The 24,720-nt window shown below is 42.8% G+C and carries 12 protein-coding genes; 9 read left to right on the plus strand and 3 right to left on the minus strand.

All coding sequences use genetic code 11. From position 1 onward, the window contains the following. The first annotated feature begins 79 nt into the window (after positions 1-79). The 8 genes from WA407_RS02560 to metK all read left to right on the plus strand — a co-directional run bounded on the left by WA407_RS02560 (position 80) and on the right by metK (position 16,096). Positions 80-4,096, plus strand: coding sequence for an S-layer homology domain-containing protein (locus WA407_RS02560; protein ID WP_254328257.1), 4,017 nt, complete (start codon positions 80-82; stop codon positions 4,094-4,096). A gap of 352 nt (positions 4,097-4,448) precedes the next feature. Continuing rightward, the gene (locus tag WA407_RS02565) at positions 4,449-7,586 is read left to right on the plus strand and encodes an efflux RND transporter permease subunit (protein ID WP_254328258.1); all 3,138 of its coding nucleotides are present in this window, start codon (positions 4,449-4,451) and stop codon (positions 7,584-7,586) included. A 19-nt stretch (positions 7,587-7,605) separates the two neighbouring features. Beyond that, a complete protein-coding gene (locus WA407_RS02570; protein ID WP_336076699.1) occupies positions 7,606-8,952 on the plus strand; it encodes an efflux RND transporter periplasmic adaptor subunit in 1,347 nt (448 codons plus the stop codon). 542 nt (positions 8,953-9,494) lie between these two features. Continuing rightward, positions 9,495-11,867, plus strand: a complete 2,373-nt coding sequence (locus WA407_RS02575) for a copper amine oxidase N-terminal domain-containing protein (RefSeq protein ID WP_254350506.1) — start codon at positions 9,495-9,497, stop codon at positions 11,865-11,867. A 99-nt stretch (positions 11,868-11,966) separates the two neighbouring features. Continuing rightward, positions 11,967-13,505 carry a stalk domain-containing protein gene (locus tag WA407_RS02580; protein WP_336076701.1) on the plus strand — a complete coding sequence of 513 codons (1,539 nt, stop codon included), beginning with the start codon at positions 11,967-11,969 and terminating at the stop codon, positions 13,503-13,505. 45 nt (positions 13,506-13,550) lie between these two features. Further along, positions 13,551-14,129, plus strand: coding sequence for a hypothetical protein (locus tag WA407_RS02585; RefSeq protein WP_235306506.1), 579 nt, complete (start codon positions 13,551-13,553; stop codon positions 14,127-14,129). A 142-nt stretch (positions 14,130-14,271) separates the two neighbouring features. After that, positions 14,272-14,562 (plus strand): alpha/beta-type small acid-soluble spore protein, encoded by a 291-nt coding sequence (locus tag WA407_RS02590; protein WP_061831635.1) that lies wholly within the window; start codon positions 14,272-14,274, stop codon positions 14,560-14,562. A 331-nt stretch (positions 14,563-14,893) separates the two neighbouring features. After that, the gene (metK, locus tag WA407_RS02595; protein ID WP_013312298.1) at positions 14,894-16,096 is read left to right on the plus strand and encodes a methionine adenosyltransferase; all 1,203 of its coding nucleotides are present in this window, start codon (positions 14,894-14,896) and stop codon (positions 16,094-16,096) included. Between the two features lie 128 nt (positions 16,097-16,224). On the opposite strand, the gene WA407_RS02600 is transcribed toward metK, so the two are convergent. Genes WA407_RS02600 through WA407_RS02610 form a run of 3 tightly spaced genes read right to left on the minus strand, consistent with a single transcriptional unit; the run spans position 16,225 to position 21,705 of the window. Continuing rightward, positions 16,225-17,127 (minus strand): TetR/AcrR family transcriptional regulator, encoded by a 903-nt coding sequence (locus WA407_RS02600; RefSeq protein ID WP_235306505.1) that lies wholly within the window; start codon positions 17,125-17,127, stop codon positions 16,225-16,227. A 55-nt stretch (positions 17,128-17,182) separates the two neighbouring features. Continuing rightward, positions 17,183-20,299, minus strand: a complete 3,117-nt coding sequence (locus WA407_RS02605; protein WP_336076702.1) for an efflux RND transporter permease subunit — start codon at positions 20,297-20,299, stop codon at positions 17,183-17,185. Next, a complete protein-coding gene (locus WA407_RS02610; RefSeq protein WP_336076703.1) occupies positions 20,296-21,705 on the minus strand; it encodes an efflux RND transporter periplasmic adaptor subunit in 1,410 nt (469 codons plus the stop codon). The genes WA407_RS02605 and WA407_RS02610 overlap by 4 nt, the downstream gene beginning before the upstream one ends. 266 nt (positions 21,706-21,971) lie before the next feature. Between WA407_RS02610 and WA407_RS02615 the strand changes: the two genes are divergently transcribed. Beyond that, positions 21,972-24,689 carry a stalk domain-containing protein gene (locus tag WA407_RS02615; RefSeq protein ID WP_336076704.1) on the plus strand — a complete coding sequence of 906 codons (2,718 nt, stop codon included), beginning with the start codon at positions 21,972-21,974 and terminating at the stop codon, positions 24,687-24,689. Positions 24,690-24,720 lie beyond the last annotated feature (31 nt).

Genomic DNA, 24,720 nt, shown 5'->3' on the forward strand with positions numbered 1-24,720 from the left:
TGTATGTTTACTACCGATAAAAAAAGTATTGAATGATTACGTACCCCAAGGTGCGACAGAATCAAAGGAGGACAATGATTTGAAACGATTGCTATCCATGTTGCTGACGGTTGGTCTCATCATTGGCTTGGTGCCGGCGGCCCTGGTAGGTACGGCTCATGCTGCGACGGGAACTTATTTTATTTTTCCAAGTGAAAAATATGATGTGGATTCGGCTAGAATGGTAAACACTGACCGAGTTACAGTTAACGGTACGATTAACGGAGTGAACGGAAGTACTATATCTTATAGTGTATTCCAACTCTCTAAAAATGGAACAAACCTTAACGTGGTTAATAAGAACGAGAGTCAAAAAGGCGGAATTACAGTCAGTGGCTCTACGCTTAAAGTTACAGACATTAAACTGTTTCCTGGTTTGAACCGGATTACATTTCAAAGTAGCCAAAATTCGGCTGATATGAAGGACTCCATTTACATTGAGTATCAGGATGGGCCTAAGCTTTATGATCTATCTGCTACGTTGAATGGTGAAACCGAGCAGTTGCTTGAGAATCAGACAGCGGTGCTGACAGACGCACGCAATAGCGGTACGGATGATGTGAAAGTAGTCATTCAAGGTACTGCTCCTAATGCTGACAGTGTAACGCTCACGTCTGCAAAAAGCAGTAATACGTATACAGTTAACTCTTACACTGGCTATAAACTAACGGGTAGTGTTGTACTGAGTCCGGGTAAAAATATAGTGACCATTAAAGTGAATAACGGAACTCAGGCTCTTACAGTTACACGTGAAATTACGATTTATACGGGTAAACCGGAATTTTCTGATTTGACCCTGAATAAGGATGGGAATGTTTCTGCCGATTTGACCACTTCGCCTGACTTTACCGTATCGTCTACAAGTGGTGTGGTTTTAAAAGGTAATGTTTTGGTGCCAGGCGGTGCAACCGATCCAGGAGTGGCCACAATCAATGCACGTTTTACCGATGTAAGTAACAATGGTAGTGCTGTGGGTAGTGCGACTGGGGTTGATGCCACAATTGATACTGCAAATGTAGTTACATCAAATGGTTATAAAGTATATCCATTTCAGGTGACTGTACCTTCGGAAGTTGTACTTGATCATTTGACCAGGGCATCCCTGGGCATAACTTATACGGATAGCAGTACACCTCCAGCTCCATCGGCTGTCCAATTTACATTGCGCAGCAGTACTCAGCCGTATATTGATGATATTAACTATCTTCCTGATTTTAATACTCAATTGTTGAACAGAACTAAAGGAAGTGGGTCTGATCAGGCAGCTGCCCTAGATGAAGCTATGAAATTAACAGGTAGCTCTATGAAGAACAAGACTACAGATGCTGCATCTGTACCTGTAGGTATGGAGTTTATCGTTGTTAATGGTGCACCTACTTCGATTAGTGAGCTTTCCGGAGTAACGGTTCATACTGTAGGGTCGCAAGATGTAATTCGGACAATCAATGGTAAGTCAACACAAGTGAAGAAAATCGTTGCTTATGTAGACACTTTGCCTAAAGAAGGACAAAACGTACTGAATTTTTACCTGAATGGCGACTCGACCAAATTAATTAAAGCAACGGTGAATCTGTTGCAGGGTCCGTTCATGAAATATGATACGATTTATGATGGGCAACAAATTCCGTTGAATACATCCAGCTCAAACTTGAATACCTATAAATTGACTCAACTGGGCAACTTTAAAGGTAAATTACTTGATGTGAGCAACGCAGCAGATATTCATTACACTGGAAGTAACCGAAATGTATTCCTGTATGTTAATAATGTATTGGTTGATTTGGATGGTTCAGGTGCGGACTTCAAGCTTGCTGCTTCCTCGGAGACAGCCGCAGCCAATGCCTTGGCGAACGGGAATAATGAAATCAAGTTTGTATACAAGCCAGGTATTGAGTACAGCAATACGGTAAAAGTAAACTTTACACAGACGAATATTCCAGTAATTCCTGTTCCCAACACACAAGGAATCATCCCTTTTACACCAGTTAGCGGCTTGAGCAATACGCCGAAATATAGCGAAATTGCTCCGAAATCAAAAGATGCTAATTTCACCAAAGTGGATGACACCAACTACAAAACATCTCTGAAAAATATCAATGTATTTGGTACTTTCAGTATTGCTGATTTGGGTAAAGCAGATCAGGTAAATGGTTCGTTAAGTGATATTGCTAATAAAGATCAATATATTTTGGAGATTAAGGGATCGGATGACAGTGAAGTCAACTGGACACTGAGTAACGAGTTTTTCTCAGCAGAAGATGCTAAGACAACATACAATTCCGGTTCTACTACAGATAAATTTACAAATAAAGATTTAAAAGACCTGCTTGTGTACTACCATCCGGACAAAAAGTATTTCAGCTTTGTGTTGAAAAACCAAACTATTTCGCAAGATGGAACACCAGTAGCTTATAACATTACCTTGTACAATAGCGGCAAGAGCGGACCATTTGCTACTTTCCGACTGCAAGTATCCGGTCAATCCACATCTTTTGATATTTTGCGTCCGCTCCCTGAAAAGAGAATCGTGAATCAAAACTTTGTGCAAGTTGTTGTAAATGCAGGTAATGCAGATAGTGTTACAGTAGGTAAAGAAACAGCAGTTCAAGAGGGTTTCGACTCTGATTATGATGGCACCATTGATTATCCATCAACTTACAAAGCCATCGTTACAGGTCTAAAAGCCAACAAAGATAATAAAATTGATGTAGTGGTTACTGTAGGCAAAGAAAAACTGAAACAGACCATTACTGTTAAATATGTGCCTACTAATATCCCTGGCGAGCAGTACATGGAAGCGATGAAAACATCGCACAAAGTGTTCGATGGTAATCTTACACTTGCTTTTGCAAAGGGAACGAGTCTGATTCGTCGGGACTACGATCAACCGCAACAGTTCAAAAACCAGGTTTTCTCTGGTCACAATTTGTACTTTGCAATAGCAAATAGCGAAGATGGTGTGGTTGACCGTCATGAATTTGAAACTGAAAAAGCATTGTCCGATATGCAGAGCTTGATTGCAGATGGAAGTAGATACTTCAACAGAGATTTTCCGGCCCGCTTTAATATGTCGAGTCCGGTATTCTGGATTGATCCAGGTACAGCAGATGACATTAAAACGGATGATTACGATCCGGTAACTTATGGTGCTGATCCTTATCAATTGGCTAACAAGTCGCAAAATGACAGTAGCAAGATCAAAAACTTCTACTGGCGCGACCCATCTAACGAGTTAGTACCATCCAAGCGTGCTACATTGACGCTGACGTATGATAGCAGTATTGCTCAGGATGCAGGGAAACAAATGACAGTGTTCTATTTCGATTCTGATCTTAAAGATTGGCAGAACATTGGTGGTGTGGTGGATCCGAAGAAACACACCATTAAAGTACCGTTTGATCGTTTTGGTTACTATGTAGTTGCTAAAGTTGGAGAAACGTATAGTGATGTCATTAAGCACAAATACGCTAGAGATTACATTGAGGCTATCTTGGCCAAAGGTGTTATGAACCCAATGGATCCAATTAATAGCTTTGGACCTGACAGCTACATTAAAAGAGGCGAATTCACGTCTATGATTGTCAAAGGTCTGCAAATTCCGCTTAATTTCAGTGGAGCGAAGCATTTCGACGACGTGTCTATTCCAAATACGATATCAGCAGATGCTCTATACGATTATCGTTATATTGAAACGGCTGCGCGTGCCGGTATTGTCAAAGGTTCACAACCAAGAATCTTTATGCCGGAAGATGTAATCACGCGTCAAGATGCAGCAGTCATTATTGCCAAGGCATTGAATTTGAAGCTTGAAACAGATCATGACAAAATCATGAAGAACCTGTCTAAGACCTTTAAAGATGCGGACAAGATTGATTACTATGCGCAAGCATCTATATTGGCTATCGCCAAGAAAGGCTTTATCACAGGGTCACCTGTGGATGCAAGTGATCTGAAAAAAGGATATATGTTTAATCCTACTTCCTTGACCTTGCGCGGAGATGCAGCGATTATTGTAGCTAAAGTTATGGCTGATAAAAAACTGCTTCCTAAAATCTAATCAACAAAACACCTGAATTTATTAAACATCCCTCCATGCGAAATGGTAATTCCCTTTCATATACATGTGAGGGATGTTTTTTATAAATCAGCTATTTGACTGGGATTAAGGGCCTATGCCATAATATCAATGAGATGAAAACTTTGGCTAAGCATTACAACGTTTTTTATTTTCGATTCACATTAAACGTATGTAATTAACTGTTTTTTTTTAAGTGTTTATCTCAAAATGTGTTTATTATTTTTTTATATGTTTTTTTTGCACATTTATCTGAAACCTTACGCCTATTTCATCGTAGTAGTGGATGAGTGTGCTTAAATATTACATAGAGAAGTGAGTGGGGAGTGATGAGATGTCTCAGTTTTCAATACGCCGTCCTGTAACAGTATTTATGTTAATTATTGCTTTGTTAATCGGGGGCGGTATTTTTGCGTTAAGACTTCCTGTAGAGCAAATGCCGGATATGAAGCTGCCATTCGCTGCAGTGGTGACTAGTATTCCAAATGCAACGCCTACAGAAGTTGAGGAATTGGTTACTAAACCTATTGAGAAAAGTCTGGCTTCTATTGAGAACGTGGATAAAGTCATGTCCGAGTCTTCAGAAGGAACATCTATGGTCATGATTCAATTTAACTGGGGAGTAGATATCAATCAAGCAACCCTCGACATGCGAGATAAAGTTGATGGGGTTAAAGGATCTCTTCCCAAGGCGGCTAATTCGCCGCGTGTCCTTAAGGTGGATCTCAACGCAACGCCGGTTATTACGCTCTCTCTTACAGGAGACCAGGATATTAACAAGTTGAAGCCTATTGCTGAAGATATTATTGAGCCGCGGCTTGAAAGAATTGCGGGAGTAGCTGCAGCCAACATGTCAGGTGGGCAAGCTCGGCTTGTGAAGATTACTGTAGATCAAGCCAAACTTCAAAGCTATGGCATTACGCTAGATCAAATCAGCCAAGCGCTATCGTCTAATAACGTAGCGGGTTCTGCTGGTTCGGTGTACCGAGGCAATACAGAAATCCAACTTCGGGTTCAAGGTGAATACAAAGCTGTTTCAGAAATGGGTGAAACGCCAATTCCAGTAGGGAAGGGAAGCATTAAGCTAAAGGACATCGCGAAAGTTGAAGATTCCTTGGATGATGTTACAACCATTTCTACCTATAACGGAAAGCCAAGTATCAATATTTCTGTTACTAAGGCTACAGGGGGGAATACCCTTTCAATCGCCGATTCTGTAAAGGATAGTTTAGATTCGATACGGAAGGAATTGCCTCCGGGAACTCAATTGGAGATGGTAACAGATGCATCCAAACCCATTAGCGACTCCGTACACTCATTAGTAGAGCATGCTATATTGGGACTTATTATCGCAGCTATTGTGTTGCTATTATTTTTGAATAGTATACGTTCTACCATTATTGCTACTATCGTTATTCCAATTTCCTTCGTAGCTACGTTTATGATGATGTATTTCACCGGACAAACCATTAATATTATTTCACTGAGCGGTTTGCTTCTGGGGTTAGGATCCTTTGTCGACTTTGCCGTTGTTATTATTGAGAATATTTTTAGACAGCGACATGAAGGGAAAAGCATGCTACAAGGGGCTATTGATGGCTCCAAGCAGGTGGGTAATGCCGTTATGGCATCTGCACTTGCGCAGATCGTAGTATTTTTACCAGTTGTTTTTGTTGACGGAATTGCGGGAGTTCTATTTAAACCGTTGGCGTTAACAGTTATTTTCTCTCACATTGCAGCCTTGCTTGTATCCCTTATGATTGTGCCGATGCTGGGCTCACGTTGGCTACCTACCGTGCCAGATGAATCCATTTATTCTTCAGGCACTTATAAGGGTGTTAACCCTATTGTGTGGTTTAATATTGGCTTCGAGAAATTTAAGAGTGGGTATCGCCGTATACTGAAGTGGGGAATTAACCATAGAAAATCTGTGTTAATTATTACTTTATTAATGTTTGTGGCAGCTGGGGCTCTAGTTCCTTTCGTTAAGGCTGAATTTATCCCAGCATCCGATACTGGGGAATTCACAATTAACGTGAAACTTCCTAATGGAACGGTCTTGGAAGAAACGGAAAAGGTTGTTCAAGATATAGAAAAAGAAATTTTGAAAGTTCCGGATCTAGATAAAATGACAGTGACTGTTGGTTCTGGTGGCAATTCTGGTTATTCAGGGGCAGCTCCAACCAACTCAGCAGATCTAAGTGTAACACTGAAGGATGGACATCAGGCAACAGATGTTATAGTTGAGGGTCTTCGTAAAAAATTTGATAGCATTCCGGATGCAGAGATTACAATGGCGTCTACAACAGGCCTTTCAAGCGGAGCGGCTGTTAATATTAACTTAAAAGGTGACGATATTGACGTCCTGAGAGAACTCTCGGACAATCTCGTTGCGGACGTAAAAAACATACCAGGTACGGTCAATGTGAAAAGTACCTTGAGTGCTGTTCGCGAAGAATATGAGATTACCGTTAATCGGGAGCTTGCGAGTCGATATGGCTTATCAGCAACTCAAATTTTATCAGCAGTGAATACTTCTTTTAATGGATCAGTCGCCACAAGCTATCGTACAGGTGAGGATCAGATTGATGTGAAGATATCGTTGCCAGAGCAAAACCGCCATGATTTGTCAAATCTAAAAGCCTTACGGATTACCACTTCGCAAGGTATTGATGTACCTTTGTCTTCCGTAGTAAGTATTGATAAACGGACTGTACCCGATACTGTTACTCGTGAAGACCAAACGCGTCAAGTGCAGATTACAGCTGATATTGATGGAACAGGGGATATTCTTACTATTAATCAAAAAATAGATGCTCTTTTGAAGAGTACTCACTTCCCTGAAGGCTACAGTGCAGATACGGGTGGTGGACAAAACGAACAAATGCTGGAGTCCTTTACGAACTTGGCGATAGCTATTTTACTATCTGTCGTGCTCATTTATATGGTTATGGCAGGACAGTTCGAATCGTTGCTCACACCGTTTGTTATTATGTTTTCCGTTCCACCTACGGTAATTGGTGTGCTTATCGGTTTAGCTGTAACCGGGGCGAGTCTCAGCGTTTCAGCTTTGACGGGTTACATCATGCTCGTCGGGTTGGTTGTCAACAATGCCATTGTTATGATTGACTTTATAATTCAGCTCCGAAAAGACGGCCAAGATCGGGATGAAGCTATTATTCATGGAGCGTCTGAGCGGTTGCGTCCAATTTTGATGACCACGCTGGCTACTGTACTAGCTTTGCTCCCAATGGCATTCGCTACAGGAGAGGGTAACGAAACACAAGCACCGATGGCAGTAGTTGTTGTATTCGGGTTATCCTTCGCAGCTGTTATTACATTGATTCTAATTCCGGTAGTCTACGTCATCATGGATAATATGATACAAAAACGTAAGAATCGGAAATTAAAAAGACAAGCGAAGAGAGAATTAAAAAAAGAAGCGAAACTACAAAAAAGTGTTCATATATAAGGTGAGGTGGAGAAACATAATGAATAAAAAAAGTGCTCTGATTGCTACAACTTTGCTTTTATCAGTTGCATTAGCGGGTTGCGGTGGGGGGGAGGCCCCTGCCGCTTCAACTGCGGCGCAGCAAACCATTCCGGTCCAAGTGGCCAAAGTGACCAAAGGTAGTATTAACGATTCAACAGGTATCATTGGTAGCTTTGCTCCTAAAGAGACGGCTCAGGTGTCTCCGAAAATTAGTGGCAAAATTCAAAGCATTAACCTTACAGTGGGGCAAAAAGTAAATAAGGGCGACACATTGTTTACTATAGACCAAAAGGACTTGCGGGACTCCATTAAGCAATCTCAAGAGTCGTACCAGGTTGCCCTGGCCAATTTAAAGCAGGCAGAGTCAGGTGCAGCGCAATCGGTGCAGCAGGCAGAATCCAGCGTGGATCAAGCCAAAAGTGCGCTTGTCCAGCAAGACAACACGATCACTCAAGCTCAGACCAGTCTGGTAGATGCTCAGAGTTCCGTGCGTGATGCTCAAAATACGCTCAATCGCAACCAACAGCTGTTTAGTGCGGGTGCTCTTTCTCAATCCGAGTTAGAGCAGTCTCAAATAGCGCATAGAAGGGCTGTAACTGCGGTGGAGAATGCACAGATCACACTCCATAATGCACAAACGTCTAAGGAAAGTGCGCAAACAACATATAATAATGCTCAAAAATCATTACGTCTTGCACAACAGAAAACGGGCATTGACGTAGCTCGTGCTTCTGTCAATCAGGCTAAGTCCAGTTTAGACACAGCTCGTAGTCAATTGGTGGATGCTGTAGTTAAAGCTCCAATCTCTGGCACAATATCAGTAGTAACAGGAACCCAGGGGCAAATGGTTAGTGCACAATCCGCGGTTGCTACAATTGCGAATACCAATCCTATTATTGCTAAAGTTAACGTTTCTGAAGCTGAGCTTCTTAAGTTGCAGGTGGGTTCATCTGTAACTGTAGGCGTGGACTCGTTAAATAAGCGGATTGAGGCCAGAGTATCGGCTGTCAATCCGGTAATGGATAATGATCTTAAGGCATATCCTGTCGAGATTTCAGTCCCTAATGGTTCTGGTGAATTAAAATCAGGGATGGTTGTAACTGTATACATGAAATCAGAAGCTCCTAAAAACATTTTGGTATCGCAGGATGCCATTACGGAGCAGGCAGGGAAGAAGTATGCTTATGTAGTGGAGGGAACTGTTGCTAAGCGGGTAGAAGTGCAGACAGGCCAGGAAAGTGCCAAACAGGTTGAGGTAACCAAGGGGCTTGCTGAAGGACAAAATGTTGTCGTTAAGGGTGTTAGTCTGCTTACGGATGGCGCGAAGATTAATGTAGTGAAGTAATTTGTCTCGGTTATATTTACTGTAAATCATTGTTACTCCGTCATTCCTACTACTTAAAGTGTATTAGAGTATTAGATTTCAAGAGAATCTATAGACTATATGTGCTTTATATATTCTATGGATAATTCTTAACGAATATACTCCATTAAAGACCGACTTAAATGTACGAAAATAATCCTTGTACATTTAAGGTTGAGAAGGTAAAAGTTGTAGGATGACGGAGGAACAGGTTCAATAGTATAATTATGACTGTGGAAAGCGGAATACATAATCAAAAAAAATAAAAATTTTTTTTGAAACGGACGCAACTTTTTGAACCCATGCTACGTCTAATTGGGTGAGTATGAAACAAAGGGGTACAAAAGCGTAAAGACAAAATTCGCTAAAAAAAATCTTTACTGCATTGTTATCACATTGTATAATACTGGAGTACGTCATAAATGGACGCTTTCTTTCAACTAGATTCCAAGCTTCTGTGATATTGTCACAGATATCATTTTATAAGGGTTCTCATAAAGCTCGGAAAGGAGGTGTAACGACTGATGAGTGACAAGATCCGACAAAAAGACAAAAATAATATTTCTGGTTATATTCAAGGAGGAGAAAAAAAGGTTATGACAAAGTTTAATAAAAAAATGATTAACGTGCTGGCAACAGCAACATTGGTTGCTGGTGTAGCAGCTCCAATCGCAGCATTGACTGCACCAACTGCAATCCATGCATCTTCCAGCTATACTTCCAGTAATACACCTAGTATTGGTTCAGGCCAAACTACAAATTCTACTCTGGGTAGAGTTAAAGTTGACGTGAGCCAAGCTTCCGTTGGTAAAGGTGATTCTTTCACTGTTTCATTGCCTAAAGGCTTTGAATTCGGTAAAGATCCTGGAATTGTTACTTCTGCTTCTGATGCTACTTATGGCTTGGGTGTTTACATTGATCCAGGTGATAACGACGAAAATGCTGCTGCTCGTGCTGAAACTGGATATGTACCTGGTGAAGGTGTGTCTGTAGAAAAGCTGACTAATAACTCTGCAAGAGTGACCTTCAACTTCACTAACTCTAAAGATAGCGTTAATCTGTACATGAACTTTGGTAAAATCAATGTAAACGGACCTAGCAATGGACCTGTGAAAGTTACTATTTCTGCACCTTCTGCAAGTGGTTTTACTAGCGGTGAAGCAACAATTGCAAACGTAGTATCTTCCGGTCAGATAGCTTTGTCGGCACTTGATACTGTTTCTAGCGAAGAAAACTTTACTGCAACATTGAAAGTTAAAGAACAAACAGCTGGTTCTTTGGGTAATAACAACATTAAGTTGAAATTGCCTAGTGGTTTCAAATGGGATTCCGCTCCTAAAAGCCCAGCCACTATTTTGTTTACTTCTAAGACAGACAAAGCAATTAAGCCATCAGATGTGAATTATTCTGTTGATGGCGATACACTTACTTTATCTTTGAAAACAGTAAGTGATGCCGAAACTTCTTTCCAATTGCCTGTAGGATTCTATGTTGACGATGAAAACAGTGCAAAAGAAGGCGACGTTACTGTTAGCATCTCTGGTAACGCAACGACTGACGTTAGCTCCCTTGTAGTTGGTAGCTATGGTCAAATCGGTGGTGGCGTTTCCGTTGCTACTCCATCAACAATTCTTGCTGGTCACGACGAGCAAAAAGTTGGCGATATCGTAATTAAAGAAACTGTTGCTGGTTCTTTCGTAAAAGGACGTACTGTAACTTTGCGTCTGCCTGAAGGTGCTCGTTGGCAGTCAACTTTTGAAAGTAATAACCCAGGAAGCAACTTCTCCGGTTCTATGGAGAACACTAATGGTTTGGGTGGAGCAGAGGTTTCCTATACTGACTCTGACAAACGTACTTTGAAATTGACTTTCAACAACGCTAACAGCACAACTGATGCTGGTAGTTTGAAATTGAAAAACGTTGAAGTTGCTACGCAACCAGGTTTCTCCGGCGATCTGAACGTTGATGTTGCTGGTAGCCAAGGTCTGAGCGGTACTGTTAAGGTTGCTACTGTGAAACAAGCAGTTACTCTGGCTGCTGCTTCCAAACCAACCCTGACAATCGGTCTGGGCGATCAACAAGTTGGCGATATCACAATCACTGAAGCTGCTAAAGAAGCTTTCGTTAAGAAAGACGGTAGCCGTGAAGTAATCTTGGAATTGCCAACAGGCGTACGTTTTGCTTCTACTCCAGAAGTAAAAGTTACAGCTGGTGACGTTAAAGTGAAGAGCGTATCTACTGATACTTACGGAGAAAGCAACAAAGGCCGTCTGAGCTTCTACATCGACAGCGAATCTGCTACTCCAAGTACAATCACAATCTCGGCTCCTAAGCTGACTGTTGACCGTACTGTAGCTCAAGGCGACATCGTTGCTAAGCTGAAAGGTAGCGCAGTTTCTTACACTGCATACAAAGGCGCAACTGACAACACTCAAAACTGGAAAGACAACAACACTGCAGCTGCTGAAGTAGCAATCGCAACTGTTGGAACTCCAGCTCCAGGTGCTACTAAAACTAAAGCTGTCTTCACACTGGGAAGCACTTCCTACACTGTGAACGGCGAAAGTAAAACTTCTGATGTAGCTGCTTATGCTGAAAACGGACGCACTTACTTGCCAGTACGTTATGCAGCTGAAGCTTTGGGTGTATCCCCACAAAACATCCTGTTTGACAAAGCAACTTCCACAGTTACCCTGATTAAAGGTGACCGCGTTGCTCAAATCAAACTGAACACAAACCTGTTGACTATTAACGGTTCTGTGGTTCGTATGGACGTTAAAGCTGTAACTAACAAAAACCGTACTGTACTGCCTATCTTCTGGGTGAGCAGAGCGCTGGATGCATCCATCAACTATGATGCAACTGCTAAAACAGTAACTGTTGAAAACAACAACTAATTTAAGAGCAACTCTTTTGAGTTAACTGAATTAGATTAGAAGAGGGTTCCTTTTGGAGCCCTTTTCTTTTATTAGTCTTATTGACAAAGGAGAGAAATTATGAAACGTTTTGGAGTGGCAGTACTGTCCACATTGGTTCTTTCTTCTGCGTTCGCCAGTCTTGCAGGAGCTCAAGCAGGTGATATAAAGGTTATTATTAACGGTGTAACACAGCAATATACCCAGTCCCCAGTTGTTAGTCAAAATACAACCTTGGTGCCTCTCCGTGGTGTTTTTGAAAGCTTGGGTGCGAAAGTCGATTGGGACAGCAAAGCTAAAAAAGTAACTGCTTCTAAAAATGAAGATACATTGGCTTTGAATGTTGGTTCCAAGCTTGCTTATAAAAATAGTAATCCTGTACAACTCGATGCATCAACTCAAATTCAAAAGGGTCAAGTACTCGTTCCTTTACGTTTTGTGAGCCAATCATTAGGCGCCAAAGTAAATTGGGATCAGGCTACACGAACAGTGACCATTTCCAATCAAGCTAATGGTAGTACTACTGACGACCAAACCAATAGTTTGTCTAGTAAGCCTCTAGCAACTCCTGTGACCCAAGTTACTTATGATACCTACTATAATGATTCTTTGACCTATAATGATGCCGTTAAATTGGCTGTAGCTGATAGTACTTCAGTAAAAACAGCGGCAACGAATATCGATCAGGCTGGAAAAATCATGAAAGAAGCAGGCAAGAATATTGACTTTGTTCCAGCAGAAGCAGGTGATGAAGGTCAAGATAAGGCTTTTAAAGGTTATGCTCAAACGAACCTTAATTATGAGGCTGCTAAAAAGAACTTGGATATGACCAAAGAAGGCATTGAGTACAATGTGAAGGATCTTTACAATAAGCTTCTTCAAAAGCAGAATGCCGTTAAACTGGCTGCATTGAATATTGAAGATGCTGAGCGCAAGCTGAAAGTTGCACAAATTAAAAGAGATAACCAAATGTCAAGTGATTATGAGGTTACGCAGGCAACTAATCAGTTGACTCAAAATCAAGCTGCTTTAGAGAAGGCAAAAAAAGATCTAGATAGTGCATATGTATCTTTGAACCAAGTGATTGGCTACAAACCGGAGCAACGTTATGAATTAAAGGATAAACCTGTATATTCGGAGTTTAAAGATAATGTGGAAACTAAAGTAAGCCAAGTACTTACCAGCAGCACGGCTATTTGGCTGAGTGAGCAAAAAGTGGATTTGGCTGAATTAAGCTTGAAGCTCTACAATTTTAGTACGCCAGGTAATACACCTTACGAAGCCGAACAGCTTAATGTTGAGAAAGCTCAGTATGCAACAGAGGGTACAAAGAGACAACTCGAAGAAGCAGTAAGAACAATCTATAACAACATCAAAGCATTGGAAAGCCAATATTCACAGATTCAAGCTGGCTTGGTGAGTGCTAGAAGTGCGGCAGATATGGCTAAGAAGCAATTTGATGTTGGGTTGGCTACAGAGCTTCAGGTTTATGAAGCTAATTTGAAAGTCACTACTGCTGAGCAACAGGCCGAAGATATAGTTTCAAATATTGATACTTTGAAGTTGGCTTTTGATAAGCCTTGGGCTATGCAGGGTTCTTCTGGAGCTAGCGCACAATAATTAAAACTTAACTATACTTGCTATAACCTGCTGTAGGAGGACTTCATGAAATCACGCTATAAAGTATCGTTGGCTGCTGTTTTACTTGGAGGAGGAATTGTTACTGGTTCCTTAATGAACAATTCAGTTAATGGTGCCTCCAGTTCTGGACAACCTGGCACAGCTGATGATCCAGTCGTAACCAAAAGCTATGTTGATCAAAAAATTGCTCAGGCCATCAAAGGTGGGGGAACTGCAAGCAGTACTAGTAGTAAAGCAACTAGCTCGACTACTCCAGCAACAAACGCTACTTCTAACCCATCGGCGTCAGGAACTTCTGGTGCAGGAAAAACTTCCACACCAGAGCAGACAGAGGCTTTAAAGGTAGTTGATGTAAAGCCTGGTCAAAAACTGATTGCCAAAGCAGGCTCGGAACTTATTTTACGTAATGGTTATGCTGTTGTGTATAGTATGGATGCCAGTGGTGCTATTGATATTACTTCTGGAACGGAAATTGTCCATAATCAGACTGTCGAAAAAAATCATTTATTATCCTTTCCTAGAGAAGGAAGAGGTATTCAAGTAAAAGAAGGTCAGAAGTTTGGTCTGGTCGTTATGGTACGAGGCGGTTACACTGTTCAGTAAACTGTTTTTGTATATAAGCTGCTTCCGGTGGCCCTTTTTCTTAAATACTGCTTGGGATAGCAAATTGTTCTTGGCTAAATTGAACCTAATCGCTGCACACTAACTCCATGAAAGACAATATGTTTAGTGGAGGGTGTATACGATGGCGTCAAGAGGTCAAAGACGATTAATTCCCGAAAGCCGTGCCAGGTTAGATGATTTGAAGTATGAGATCGCTGCTGAGTTTGGGCTACCAGTTTATAATCCTCAATATACTCATATACATCCCAATGCTGACAGTGAATTTGCTGCAGAATTGGGGGAGTTTGCGGGAGGCCAAAATGTAGCATGGCGTGATTTGACTTCAAGACAGAACGGTTCAGTTGGTGGTGAAATTACTAAGCGACTGATACAATCTGCTGAACGTAGCTTATCTGAATTTGGTACATTGTAAATAGCAATAATTTCTACAGTTTTTGATCATATAGTAGCGTATAAACTGGGGTTATTTACATGTGAATCGAAAATGATTTGCATGTAAACTTACCTCAATTTCGAAGGTTGTAATTAGGCTGCATGAATTGACACCTTGTTTTAAATAGGATATCATGGCATTTGAGGCTTGTACGCAACCTTTTCCTACCGGAAAAGGTTCATTTTTTATTAATAAGGTAACAAGATATCTCCCGCCATTTGTTGGCTTGAAGGTATCTGAATAATGCCATTGCCATGTCAGGATTTTTTAATAAATCCTCATGTATTTTAATTGTGGGAGGTTGAAATTCATGTCTGTAAAAGGCCGCCATTTGTTCACGTCCGAGTCTGTAACAGAAGGCCATCCGGATAAAATCTGTGATCAGATATCCGATGCTGTATTGGACGCCTTTCTGGCTAATGACCCTAATGCACGGGTAGCATGTGAAGTATCGGTAGCTACTGGTCTCGTTCTCGTCATTGGTGAAATCAGCTCTAAATCGGAATACGTGGATATTCCATCCATTGTACGTAATACGATTAAGGAAATTGGCTATACACGTGCGAAATACGGTTTCGATTATAATACTTGCGCTGTATTGACTTCTTTGAATGAACAGTCGCCGGACATTGCTCAAGGGGTTAATGCTGCCTTGGAAAGCCGTGATCCTGCTGAAGTAGATAAAGAAACGGAAAACATTGGGGCTGGGGATCAAGGTTTGATGTTTGGTTTTGCTACGAACGAGACACCTGAGTTGATGCCTTTGCCTATCGCTATGTCTCACCGTATTGCACGACGCTTGTCTGAAGTGCGTAAGGATGGAACACTGAATTACCTTCGTCCAGACGGTAAAACTCAAGTAACGGTAGAGTATGAAAATGGTAAACCTGTTCGTATTGATGCTATTGTGGTTTCTACGCAGCATGCGGAAGATACTACTTTGGAGCAAATTCAAGCAGACATCAAAGAAAAAGTTATTTTGCCAGTTGTTCCTGCCGAATTACTGGATGAGCAAACCAAATATTACATTAATCCGACAGGACGCTTTGTTATCGGTGGTCCTCAAGGAGATGCAGGTCTGACAGGCCGTAAAATTATTGTGGATACGTATGGTGGTTATGCGCGTCACGGCGGGGGAGCATTCTCCGGTAAAGATCCGACCAAGGTGGACCGTTCCGCTGCTTACGCTGCTCGTTATGTAGCGAAAAACCTCGTGGCAGCTGGATTGGCAGACAAAGTGGAAATTCAGCTTGCTTATGCCATTGGTGTAGCTACGCCTGTTTCGATTAACGTCGATACATACGGTACGGGTAAAGTAAGCGATGAGAAGCTAGTTGAATTGATCCGAAATAACTTTGATCTGCGCCCAACAGGCATCATTCGCATGTTGGATCTGCGTCGTCCAATTTATAAGCAAACCGCTGCCTACGGTCACTTTGGCCGTACAGATTTGGATGTACCATGGGAGAGCGTAGATAAAGCAGAAATTCTAAAAGAACAAGCGGGGCTGTAATTCCTCGTATATTATCAAAATAAAAGCAATAACCCAAAAAGACTGTTTCATGCTTTGCATGAACAGTCTTTTTTTGATGTGTTTCGCTGTTAAGTTGAATTTGCACCTAAGTACCGAATACTGAGTGACTACTCGGATATCGGAGCATGGTCCAATAAATTTTTAAGTAAACGACAAACCTTTTGCAGTTCCTTGTACTGCTCCAAATACGCAAAAAGGGCTTTCAGGAGGCCTTTTTGCGGGTTCGATTTCAGAGCCTCTTCCTTTAAATGAGTGTAGATTTGCTGACACTCCTGTTTCTCCTCTGAACTCCACGAAGACAGCAGTATACTGTCTTCCAAGGAGTGGAGAAGGCTGTTAATTTGACGGCCTTGGTCAAAGGGATTACTTAGAGCACTTTCAGGTAACCAGCCTTGCTTGCTCCAGAATAAATGTGGAGCTGAATCAGCATTGTTCAGGCTGGTTGCCAAGGAACTGGATAAGAAGATAATAAACTGTGTTAGATGTTCAATCGTTTCATCATCCATCCGATCGGCAAAGAAGCGAATATATTCAAACACAATGCTTTTAAGTACAAAGGTCATATCCCATGCATGATCTTCAATGCTCGGTCCAAAAATATCAATCAGGCAGTCGCGAACCCATCTGTACAATTTGTATTCATGATTCTCGAATGCGTAATTGAGTTGTTCATTCTGAAAAATAAGCATGGAAGGCTCAGGAAGATCCATCATGAGATACACTTTGTTTTCAACGAGATTTTTCAAGTAAAGTACAATAAAACCGTGCAGTTTATCGTGCTTAGAAAGATTAGGTTTGCTGTAGAGAGCCCGGATGTCTTGTTCAATGTTATTTTCCAGAATGATACACATTTCTAGAGGGAGTTCTTCTTTTCCTTGAAAATATTTATAGAAGGATGCTTTCGCCATCCCACTTTCTTTGGCTATTTCTTCAACAGATGTTGAATAATAGCCTTTTCTGGAGAACAGCCGAATGGCCGCCTGTAAAATATCATTTTTTTTACTTTCCATACATACTTCCCCCTAGGGACCGGCCAACTCGACAGCATCGAATTCACTTCATACATCACAAAGGTTGGTCACGTGTGATAACTGTGTGCTGCTGTTTTTTGAGTTGACGGCGCATCTTGTACTTGGCCATGATCATATACAAGGACGGCACGACAAACAAGGTTAACAAGGTCGAGAATAACAAACCGAAAATGACGGTAAACGCCAGTGGCTTAAAGAGCAGGCTTCCCAATAGTGCTAATGGAATCATACCTACAATAGCTGCCAAAGATGTCAATAAAATCGGTCTGAAGCGAGCAGCAGCCGCCTGTATTACGGCTTCCTTTAATTCCATTCCTTCATGTCGTGCATCCTCGATAAATTCAATTAACACAATCCCATTCCGCACAACAATGCCCGCGAGTGCAATAATTCCCATGATGCTCATAAAACCAATAGGCATACCGGTCAAGAAAATACCAATAATCCCGCCGGCTGCTGCCAGGTACACGGTCGTCATAATAATAATAGGAATGGAGAGAGAATAAAATTGCATAGTAATCAAGAGTAAAATGAGCAAGACTACAACGATCGCCAGCTGTCCTAAGTCCTTGAATATGGTCGATTGGTCAGAGGTTTCCCCACCAACCTCCCATTTGTAGCCTTCTGGGAACTTCATTTGTGCCAGCTTACTTTCAACATCAATCATCGCTTCGCTTGCAGTTCGTCCGTTCAAATCGGCTTCCACCGTAATCGTCCGCTCCATATTGTAATGCTTGATTTGCTGAATAGCAAATGACGGCTTAATCTGGACAAGCTGGTTTAATGGAATTTGCTTACCAGCTGCATTAACTACACTTAATTGTTGGAAAAGCTTACTTGGCTCCTCGTCGCTGTGATTCAAATACATTTTAATATCTACCAGACTGTTTCCAGTATCAAATTGGCTGACTTGGGCTCCTTCTTTTAATAGAAGCAGGGTGCGAGTCAAATCTGTGTAGCTTACCAGGTACTGATCCATCGCTTGTTTGTTGACCTCAAGCTCCAATGCATATCGTTCAATTCCTATATCATCCACGATGCCTGTTGTGCCTTCTACTGTCGCGATCTGCTCCTTTGCCTTCTGGGCAAGGGTTTGCAGTTCATTCAGATCCTGACCTGAGATACGAATAGAAACGGGCTTACCCACTGGAATCCCGAGACGAGGAACATACATCGTAACTGTAACTCCAGGGTAGGATTTCTTAACATGTTGTTCCCAAGCATCAACTGTCGTATTGAGATCGAATACGTTTTCTTTGCCGACGACAGCAATCTGCCCCACCGTTTCGTTATAACTAATATTTCCACCCGAACTATTAATGTCACTAAAAAGTTGTGGGGCAGTCCCTCCAGCGCTGTAGACGACCTTGGAAGTTTCAGGTTGCTTTTTCACCCAGCCTGCAAGGTCTTTAACGACCTGGTCGGTTTCCGCAATTGAAGTGCCTACAGGCATTTTTACATTTAGTGCAACATGAGGATCTTCCGACTCAGGAAAAAGTTCAACTGAGGTAAAGGGAACTAATCCATAGGCGGCTGTTCCAAGCATGAGTCCGACCATGGCTGTCAACAAGGGACGCTGAATGACCTTAGGCATCAGTTTTTGTGAATAGAGCTTGTTTAAAGAATGAATCTGCTGGCCGAGCAAGCCTGCTGGTTTAGACTTACCCTGAGGGTGACGAGCCTGTCTGCGCTTCTCATACCATTCTCGAAAAATAGGGATGATGGTGAGCGACATGATCATAGAGGCAAGCATGGTCAGGGAGACAATAGCAGGAATAGGTTTAATAAAGGCACCTACATTTCCAGGAAGAAACAACAATGGCGCGAAAGCTGAGATGGTAGCCAGAGTTGCAACCAAAATAGAAAGCATGACCTCTTTGGTACCTTTTACAGCTGCGACTGAGGGTGATTCTCCTAATTCCGTAAGTCTACGCTCAATATTATCATTTACAACTACGGCATCATCCACGAGTATGCCGAGTACGATGATCAGACCGACAACGGAAATCTGATTTAGAGTGATGCCGAACATAGGCAAAAAGATAATGGCAATCGAAACCGAAATAGGAATGGCCAGTGCAACAAATGCAGAGGTGAGCAAATTCAGCCCCAACATACAAACGAGAATAACGGCCGCAATCGCAAGAATCGTTTCACGCTTTAAGTCGTCAAAGATATGGCTTACCTGATCCTTTTGTGCAAAAAGAGTTTGAAAGTGAACACCTGCGGGAAGTGTTTTCTCCAGTTCTTTGAGCTTGGTATTGACCTTTTCGCTCATAGAAGGGATGTCTGTGCCTGTTTCTGCTCCAATACTTAGCGTAATGGCCGGTTTACCCTCTACATAGGCAAAGTATTCTGTATTAGGATGTGCCAGCTCCGTTGTGCCGACATCCCTCAAATATACAGGATTACCTTCTTTGGTGCGTGTCAAAAGGACCTGATTCAATTCATCAGCTTTTTCGGTCTCGCGAACAATAAGTTGATAGGTACGTCTGTTGTATTCAATATTACCAGTAGGAACCCGATCAATTTGAGACTGGATCGCTTGAGCTACTTGTCCCCATGACAGCTGGTATTGCTGAAGCTTCTGGTTGTCAATATGAACACGTACTTCTTGATCAGGGAGACCATTGAATTTGACGCTAGATACGCCAGAAATGGTGTTGAGCTGATCTTTCCAAGTTGTTGTTAAATCATTTAGTTTATACAGTGGTGCAGAAGAGTCAGCTATTAGGGCATAGGAGCCGATAAAAGAGCTGGTTAGCTTGTCATTTACAACAGGCACTTCAGCGCCTTGAGGAAGATCAGCTTGTGCATCCTGCACTTTTTTACGCATATTATCCCAAACCGTTTGAGGATCAACTCCGTTTTTGGATTCGATTAAAATAGAGGAGGATCCGTTACCAGAAGTCGAACTAATCGTTTTAACACCTTCAACTTCCTTAATGCGTTTCTCCAGCTCTTTAGTTACGGTTTGTTCTACTTTTTGTGGTGAAGCACCAGGGTAGACTGTTGTTACCGTGGCATTTTGTATGGTGACATCCGGCATTTCCTGCTGTGGTAACTGGAAAAAGCCGAAGATTCCGACCAAAATCAGCATGACAAAAAACAGCAATGTAATTTTTCGTTTTTTTACGATGTACTCAATCATGGGCGTCCGCCTTCCTCCGACTGAATCGCATTTCCATCAAACAGGTTTTCTGCCCCTTTAACGATAATACGTTCGCCTTCACGAAGTCCCGATACGATTTGCAACTGATTATCTACAACCTGATTACCAAGCTCCACAGGGGTTTTAACAGCTTTTCCTTGAATGTCTTTGAAAATAAAAGGCTTGCTTCCCGTGTTAATGACTGCTTCGGCAGGAACGAGAATCCCATTTTTGTCGGTCACCTGTTGAGCAGCTTTAATGACCTGACCGGGTAACCAGTCTCGCTGTGGATTGTTTATAACAATCTCTACGTTAACCCTTCCCGTGTCGGTGCTGGTTGAAGGAGAGACGTTAGACACCGTACCTTGACGAGTCTCTTCATAGAGCGCCACTTCTACTTGTTGACCCTTTTTCCAATCCTTAATTTCACTGTCTGGTACAGGAAGCAGTACTTTGAGGCGGTCGATGGAGCCTATGCGATAGACGGCTTGCCCTGACGCGACCAAATCACCTGTATTCACGATTTTGTCTAAGATTACACCGTTCACAGGAGAGATTAGACGTGTGCGTGAAAGTGCAAGTTCTGCCTGCCCCTTGGCAACAAGGGCTTTTTCGTAGTTGGCATGGGCTTGTTTTTGGGAAGCTGCAGCCTGTTCACTGGCCGCGAGGGCTTTGCTTTTACCTGCAAGCGCATCTTGAAAGGAAGCTTGGGCGGATTGATGATCTTCGGCTGTGGCTCCTTCCAGCAAAAGGGACAGGGATTCCTTGGCTTGTTCCAGGTCTTTCAGGGCTGCGGTAGCATTCAGGCGAGCATTTTCATTATCTGATGCGGTAGCAGCGCCTGCCTCAAATAGCTTCTGTGTACGCTCGCTATCCGTCTTGGCCTTGTTATAAGCGCTTTGTGCCTTATCTACAGTAGCTTGCGCTTGTTGTTTCTCTTGAGCACGTGCGCCTTTATTGACCTTGTTAACATTCGCGCGAGCTCCTGTAATGACGGCATCGGCGGATTGAATCGCGGAGGTAGCAGCCTGTAAATTAGCCTGTGCGTTATCAATACCAGCCTGTGCCTCCAAGATGGAGGCTGTCGCCTGTGCCACCTGAAGCTTGTAGTCAGCGTCATCCAGACTAGCAATAACAGCGCCCTTCTGTACAGCAGTACCGACAGTGAGATATGCACTGGCTACAGTGCCTCCATTTTGGAAAGCCAGTGTGTTCTCCTCATAAGCCTGAAGAGTGCCTGACAAGTTATAGGCCGTATGAAGTGGCGTGGATTTGACGATTGCGGTGCGCACAACGGTTGGCTGTGCAGATGAACCTAGAGCGGCATCTTTTTTTTCTGTAGAACATCCGGTCATTGCGATGCTCAGGGATAAAGTGAATATGATGATGGCCCGTTGTTTATTCATGATTATCAATCCTTCCGATAGGGTCATAATTGGAGTTGTGAACTAATCAGTATTATTTGAACTAATAAGTTCAAATGTATTATAGTGCGCCGATATTGCATTCGTCAATTCATCGTTTTAGATTTTATGAATTAGTTGACGGGATTTTCGTAACTTTTGCCTATATAATAAGTCTATTAACATAAGAGGATTTTTTTGTTTATTGATAGAGTACACGTGCGGAATAAAACCGTTTGAATACACTGGAGATGGGAGCTATTATCCAAATGTTTTTAAGTAATAAGAAACAGAGTGAAGTGAAAGTAAATGGCAGAGGAATTGCTAAAAGATGGGCCGTGTTAACACTGGCAGGGGTATTATGGGTCGGTCCGGTTGCTGGAACTGGGGCTCTAATCCCCTTGAATGGTTGGATGTCTGCTCCAATCGCAAGTGCAGCCTCTGGTTCAACTGTAAAATTGGGCGAAGAGATCATTACTTCGGGTGCAACATTATTGAAATATCGTTTTAAAGGGTCCAAAGGAACAGCGCTGGCTGATATCATTCGAGTGGACTTACAAAATCCGTACGTCAAGCTGGATGTAATGACGGGGAAGAATGGACAGTTTACGACCCGTCAGAGTACAGGTGGCATGGCAAAAGAGACCGGGGCGGTTGCTGGTGTAAACGGAGATTATTTTAATACCTCCAGCGAGGGAGCGCCGATCGGTGGACAAGTATCCAAGGGTGTGTTGATGTCTACTCCGTCTGATTTAACGGGTATGTATGCCTTTGCTGTAACCAAGGATGGTTCTCCCATGGTGGAGCAGTTTACTTTTGAAGGTACAGTAAAAGCTGGAGATGGGTCGTCCTTCTCTTTGGCGGGGATGAACAAGGCTTCGTATTCGCCTGAGACGAGTGGGGGCGGCTATAGCCACTCTAATGCTATGTATATTTATACATCTGCTTGGAAAGCAATTGAGCGGCCCAAAAACAGTTCGACAACGCCCACCGAGATATTGGTACAAAATGGTGTGGTTACACAAGTCTCCGACAATGCTACGTTGAATATGACCGTTCCGCAGGATGGCTATATTTTACGTACTCATGGTAAAGCTGCTGATTATGCCAAAGCGCATCTGACCGTGGGACAGACGGTAGAAACAAGCTATCACCTTCGTGTTAAATCGACAGGGAGCGAAGTAGATCCATCTATCCTTCAAATGATGATTGGTGGACATACCATATTAGTAAATGACGGTCAGAAAACCTCTTTTTCTCGGAGCACAACAAGCATAGGCGGGACGCGTGCGCGTACAGCTCTGGGATATTCTCGTGACAAGCGTTACGCTTATGTCATTGCTGTTGAGAAGAATGGGAACAGCGTTGGTGTATCCCTGAGCGAGTTGCAAACGCTGATGAAAGATATTGGCGTCTGGAAGGGTATGAACCTTGACGGGGGCGGCTCTACCACTATGGTGACTCGTGATTTGGGAGATACGACAGCGGGGCTTACGTTCAATACAGAATATGGCACAGAGCAACGTAGTATTGTAAATGGAGTGGGGGTATATACCAATGCTCCTAAAGGAACGCTCAAAGGCTTCACCATCAAGGGCAATAAAACGTTGCTGATTGGTCAGACCGGAAGCTATTCCTTCAAAGGTTATGACAATTACTACAATCCATTCGATACCTCGAAAGTACAAGTGACGTGGAAATCCAGCAATCCGGCTGTTATTTCAGTGAGCGGCGGCGCTGTAAAGGGAGCCAAACCGGGAACTGCTACTTTAACGGCATCCAGTGGCTCAGCCAGCGCTACAACCAAGGTTACGGTGCTTGGAGCAGATGAAATTTCATCACTTACCGCTGGTACTGGAAGTGGCTCGCTTACCGCTGGAGCTAAAATCGCTGTACCGGTAACGGCAAAGACAAAAGATGGACAGAGTGTCAGCATTACGTCAGATGCGCTCAAATGGGAGTTCATCGGCTTTAAGGGAAGTGTCAAGGACAATCAGCTTACGGTAAATACGGTGGATGCAGGCGTAAAAACGGGCTATGCCATCGGTCGCTATGATGGTTTCAGCGCTGTCGTCTTCCTGTCTGCTGGCGGAGCAAGTACAAACAACTGGGAGAACTTTGAAAATGTCTCGTATCCGGTTGATTTTACTTCGAATGTGGAAGGTGTTACCGGCACAGCGGCTGTTGTACAAGGAGATGGCGACCATGCCAGTTCCAAAGTGCTAGAGCTGAACTACGATATGACGAACGGCAGTGGTAAAATGTATGCTTACGCTCAATTGAACGGCACATCCGGGAAAACGCTTGAACAGGCGGCTACTTCCATCTCAATTGATGTCAGAGGGGATAAGAGTCTGAACTGGCTGCGTGCGGAGCTAGAGGATGCCCAAGGCAAAACAGCATATATTGATCTCGCTAAAGTGATCGACTGGAACGGTTGGAAAACCATTAACGCAGATATGAGCGGTTTGAATATTTCGTATCCGGCGAAGCTGAAGCGTCTTTATGTGGTCAATGTAGCAGAGGGTCAGGACGAGCGTGCTAAAACAGGGAATGTTGCTTTTGATAATATTTCTTTTAATACACCGGGAACGGTCGGTACAGAAGGACTCAAAAAAGGAACAGCTCAAATGACGATTGGACAAAAATCAATGACGGTGAACGGAACGCCGACCACGATTGATGCCGCTCCGATGACTCGCGATGGTTCAACGTATGTTCCGATCAAGTATGTACTGGACGCATTTGGCGGACAAGCCAAATGGAATGCGGGCGATCAGCGGATCACCATTATGCGCGGCGGTGTGCTGATGGATTTGACCGTAGGGAAAAAAGAAGTTGTTCTGAACGGAAAGCGTCAAAGCACTGATGTTGCACCCATTGTGCTAGGAGGTAGGACTTTAGTCCCATTAAGACTCGTTTCTGAGCAGTTAGGAATGACTGTAAAATGGGAACAAGAAACGAAGACCATCACCCTCCAGTCATGATATGGTATGATATATACTTGAAATGCTAGGA

The sequence above is a fragment of the Paenibacillus sp. 203 genome (assembly GCF_037027525.1).
GTDB classification, from domain to species: Bacteria; Bacillota; Bacilli; order Paenibacillales; family Paenibacillaceae; genus Paenibacillus; species Paenibacillus polymyxa_B.

What these genes read in the sequence shown, in the direction of transcription:
- WA407_RS02565 (WP_254328258.1), top strand. Translation starts at nt 4,449, where the DNA reads ATGTCTCAGTTTTCAATACGCCGTCCTGTAACAGTATTTATGTTAATT.
- WA407_RS02570 (WP_336076699.1), top strand. Translation starts at nt 7,606, where the DNA reads ATGAATAAAAAAAGTGCTCTGATTGCTACAACTTTGCTTTTATCAGTT.
- WA407_RS02575 (WP_254350506.1), top strand. Translation starts at nt 9,495, where the DNA reads ATGAGTGACAAGATCCGACAAAAAGACAAAAATAATATTTCTGGTTAT.
- WA407_RS02580 (WP_336076701.1), top strand. Translation starts at nt 11,967, where the DNA reads ATGAAACGTTTTGGAGTGGCAGTACTGTCCACATTGGTTCTTTCTTCT.
- WA407_RS02585 (WP_235306506.1), top strand. Translation starts at nt 13,551, where the DNA reads ATGAAATCACGCTATAAAGTATCGTTGGCTGCTGTTTTACTTGGAGGA.
- WA407_RS02590 (WP_061831635.1), top strand. Translation starts at nt 14,272, where the DNA reads ATGGCGTCAAGAGGTCAAAGACGATTAATTCCCGAAAGCCGTGCCAGG.
- metK (WP_013312298.1), top strand. Translation starts at nt 14,894, where the DNA reads ATGTCTGTAAAAGGCCGCCATTTGTTCACGTCCGAGTCTGTAACAGAA.
- WA407_RS02600 (WP_235306505.1), bottom strand. Translation starts at nt 17,127, where the DNA reads ATGGAAAGTAAAAAAAATGATATTTTACAGGCGGCCATTCGGCTGTTC.
- WA407_RS02605 (WP_336076702.1), bottom strand. Translation starts at nt 20,299, where the DNA reads ATGATTGAGTACATCGTAAAAAAACGAAAAATTACATTGCTGTTTTTT.
- WA407_RS02610 (WP_336076703.1), bottom strand. Translation starts at nt 21,705, where the DNA reads ATGAATAAACAACGGGCCATCATCATATTCACTTTATCCCTGAGCATC.
- WA407_RS02615 (WP_336076704.1), top strand. Translation starts at nt 21,972, where the DNA reads ATGTTTTTAAGTAATAAGAAACAGAGTGAAGTGAAAGTAAATGGCAGA.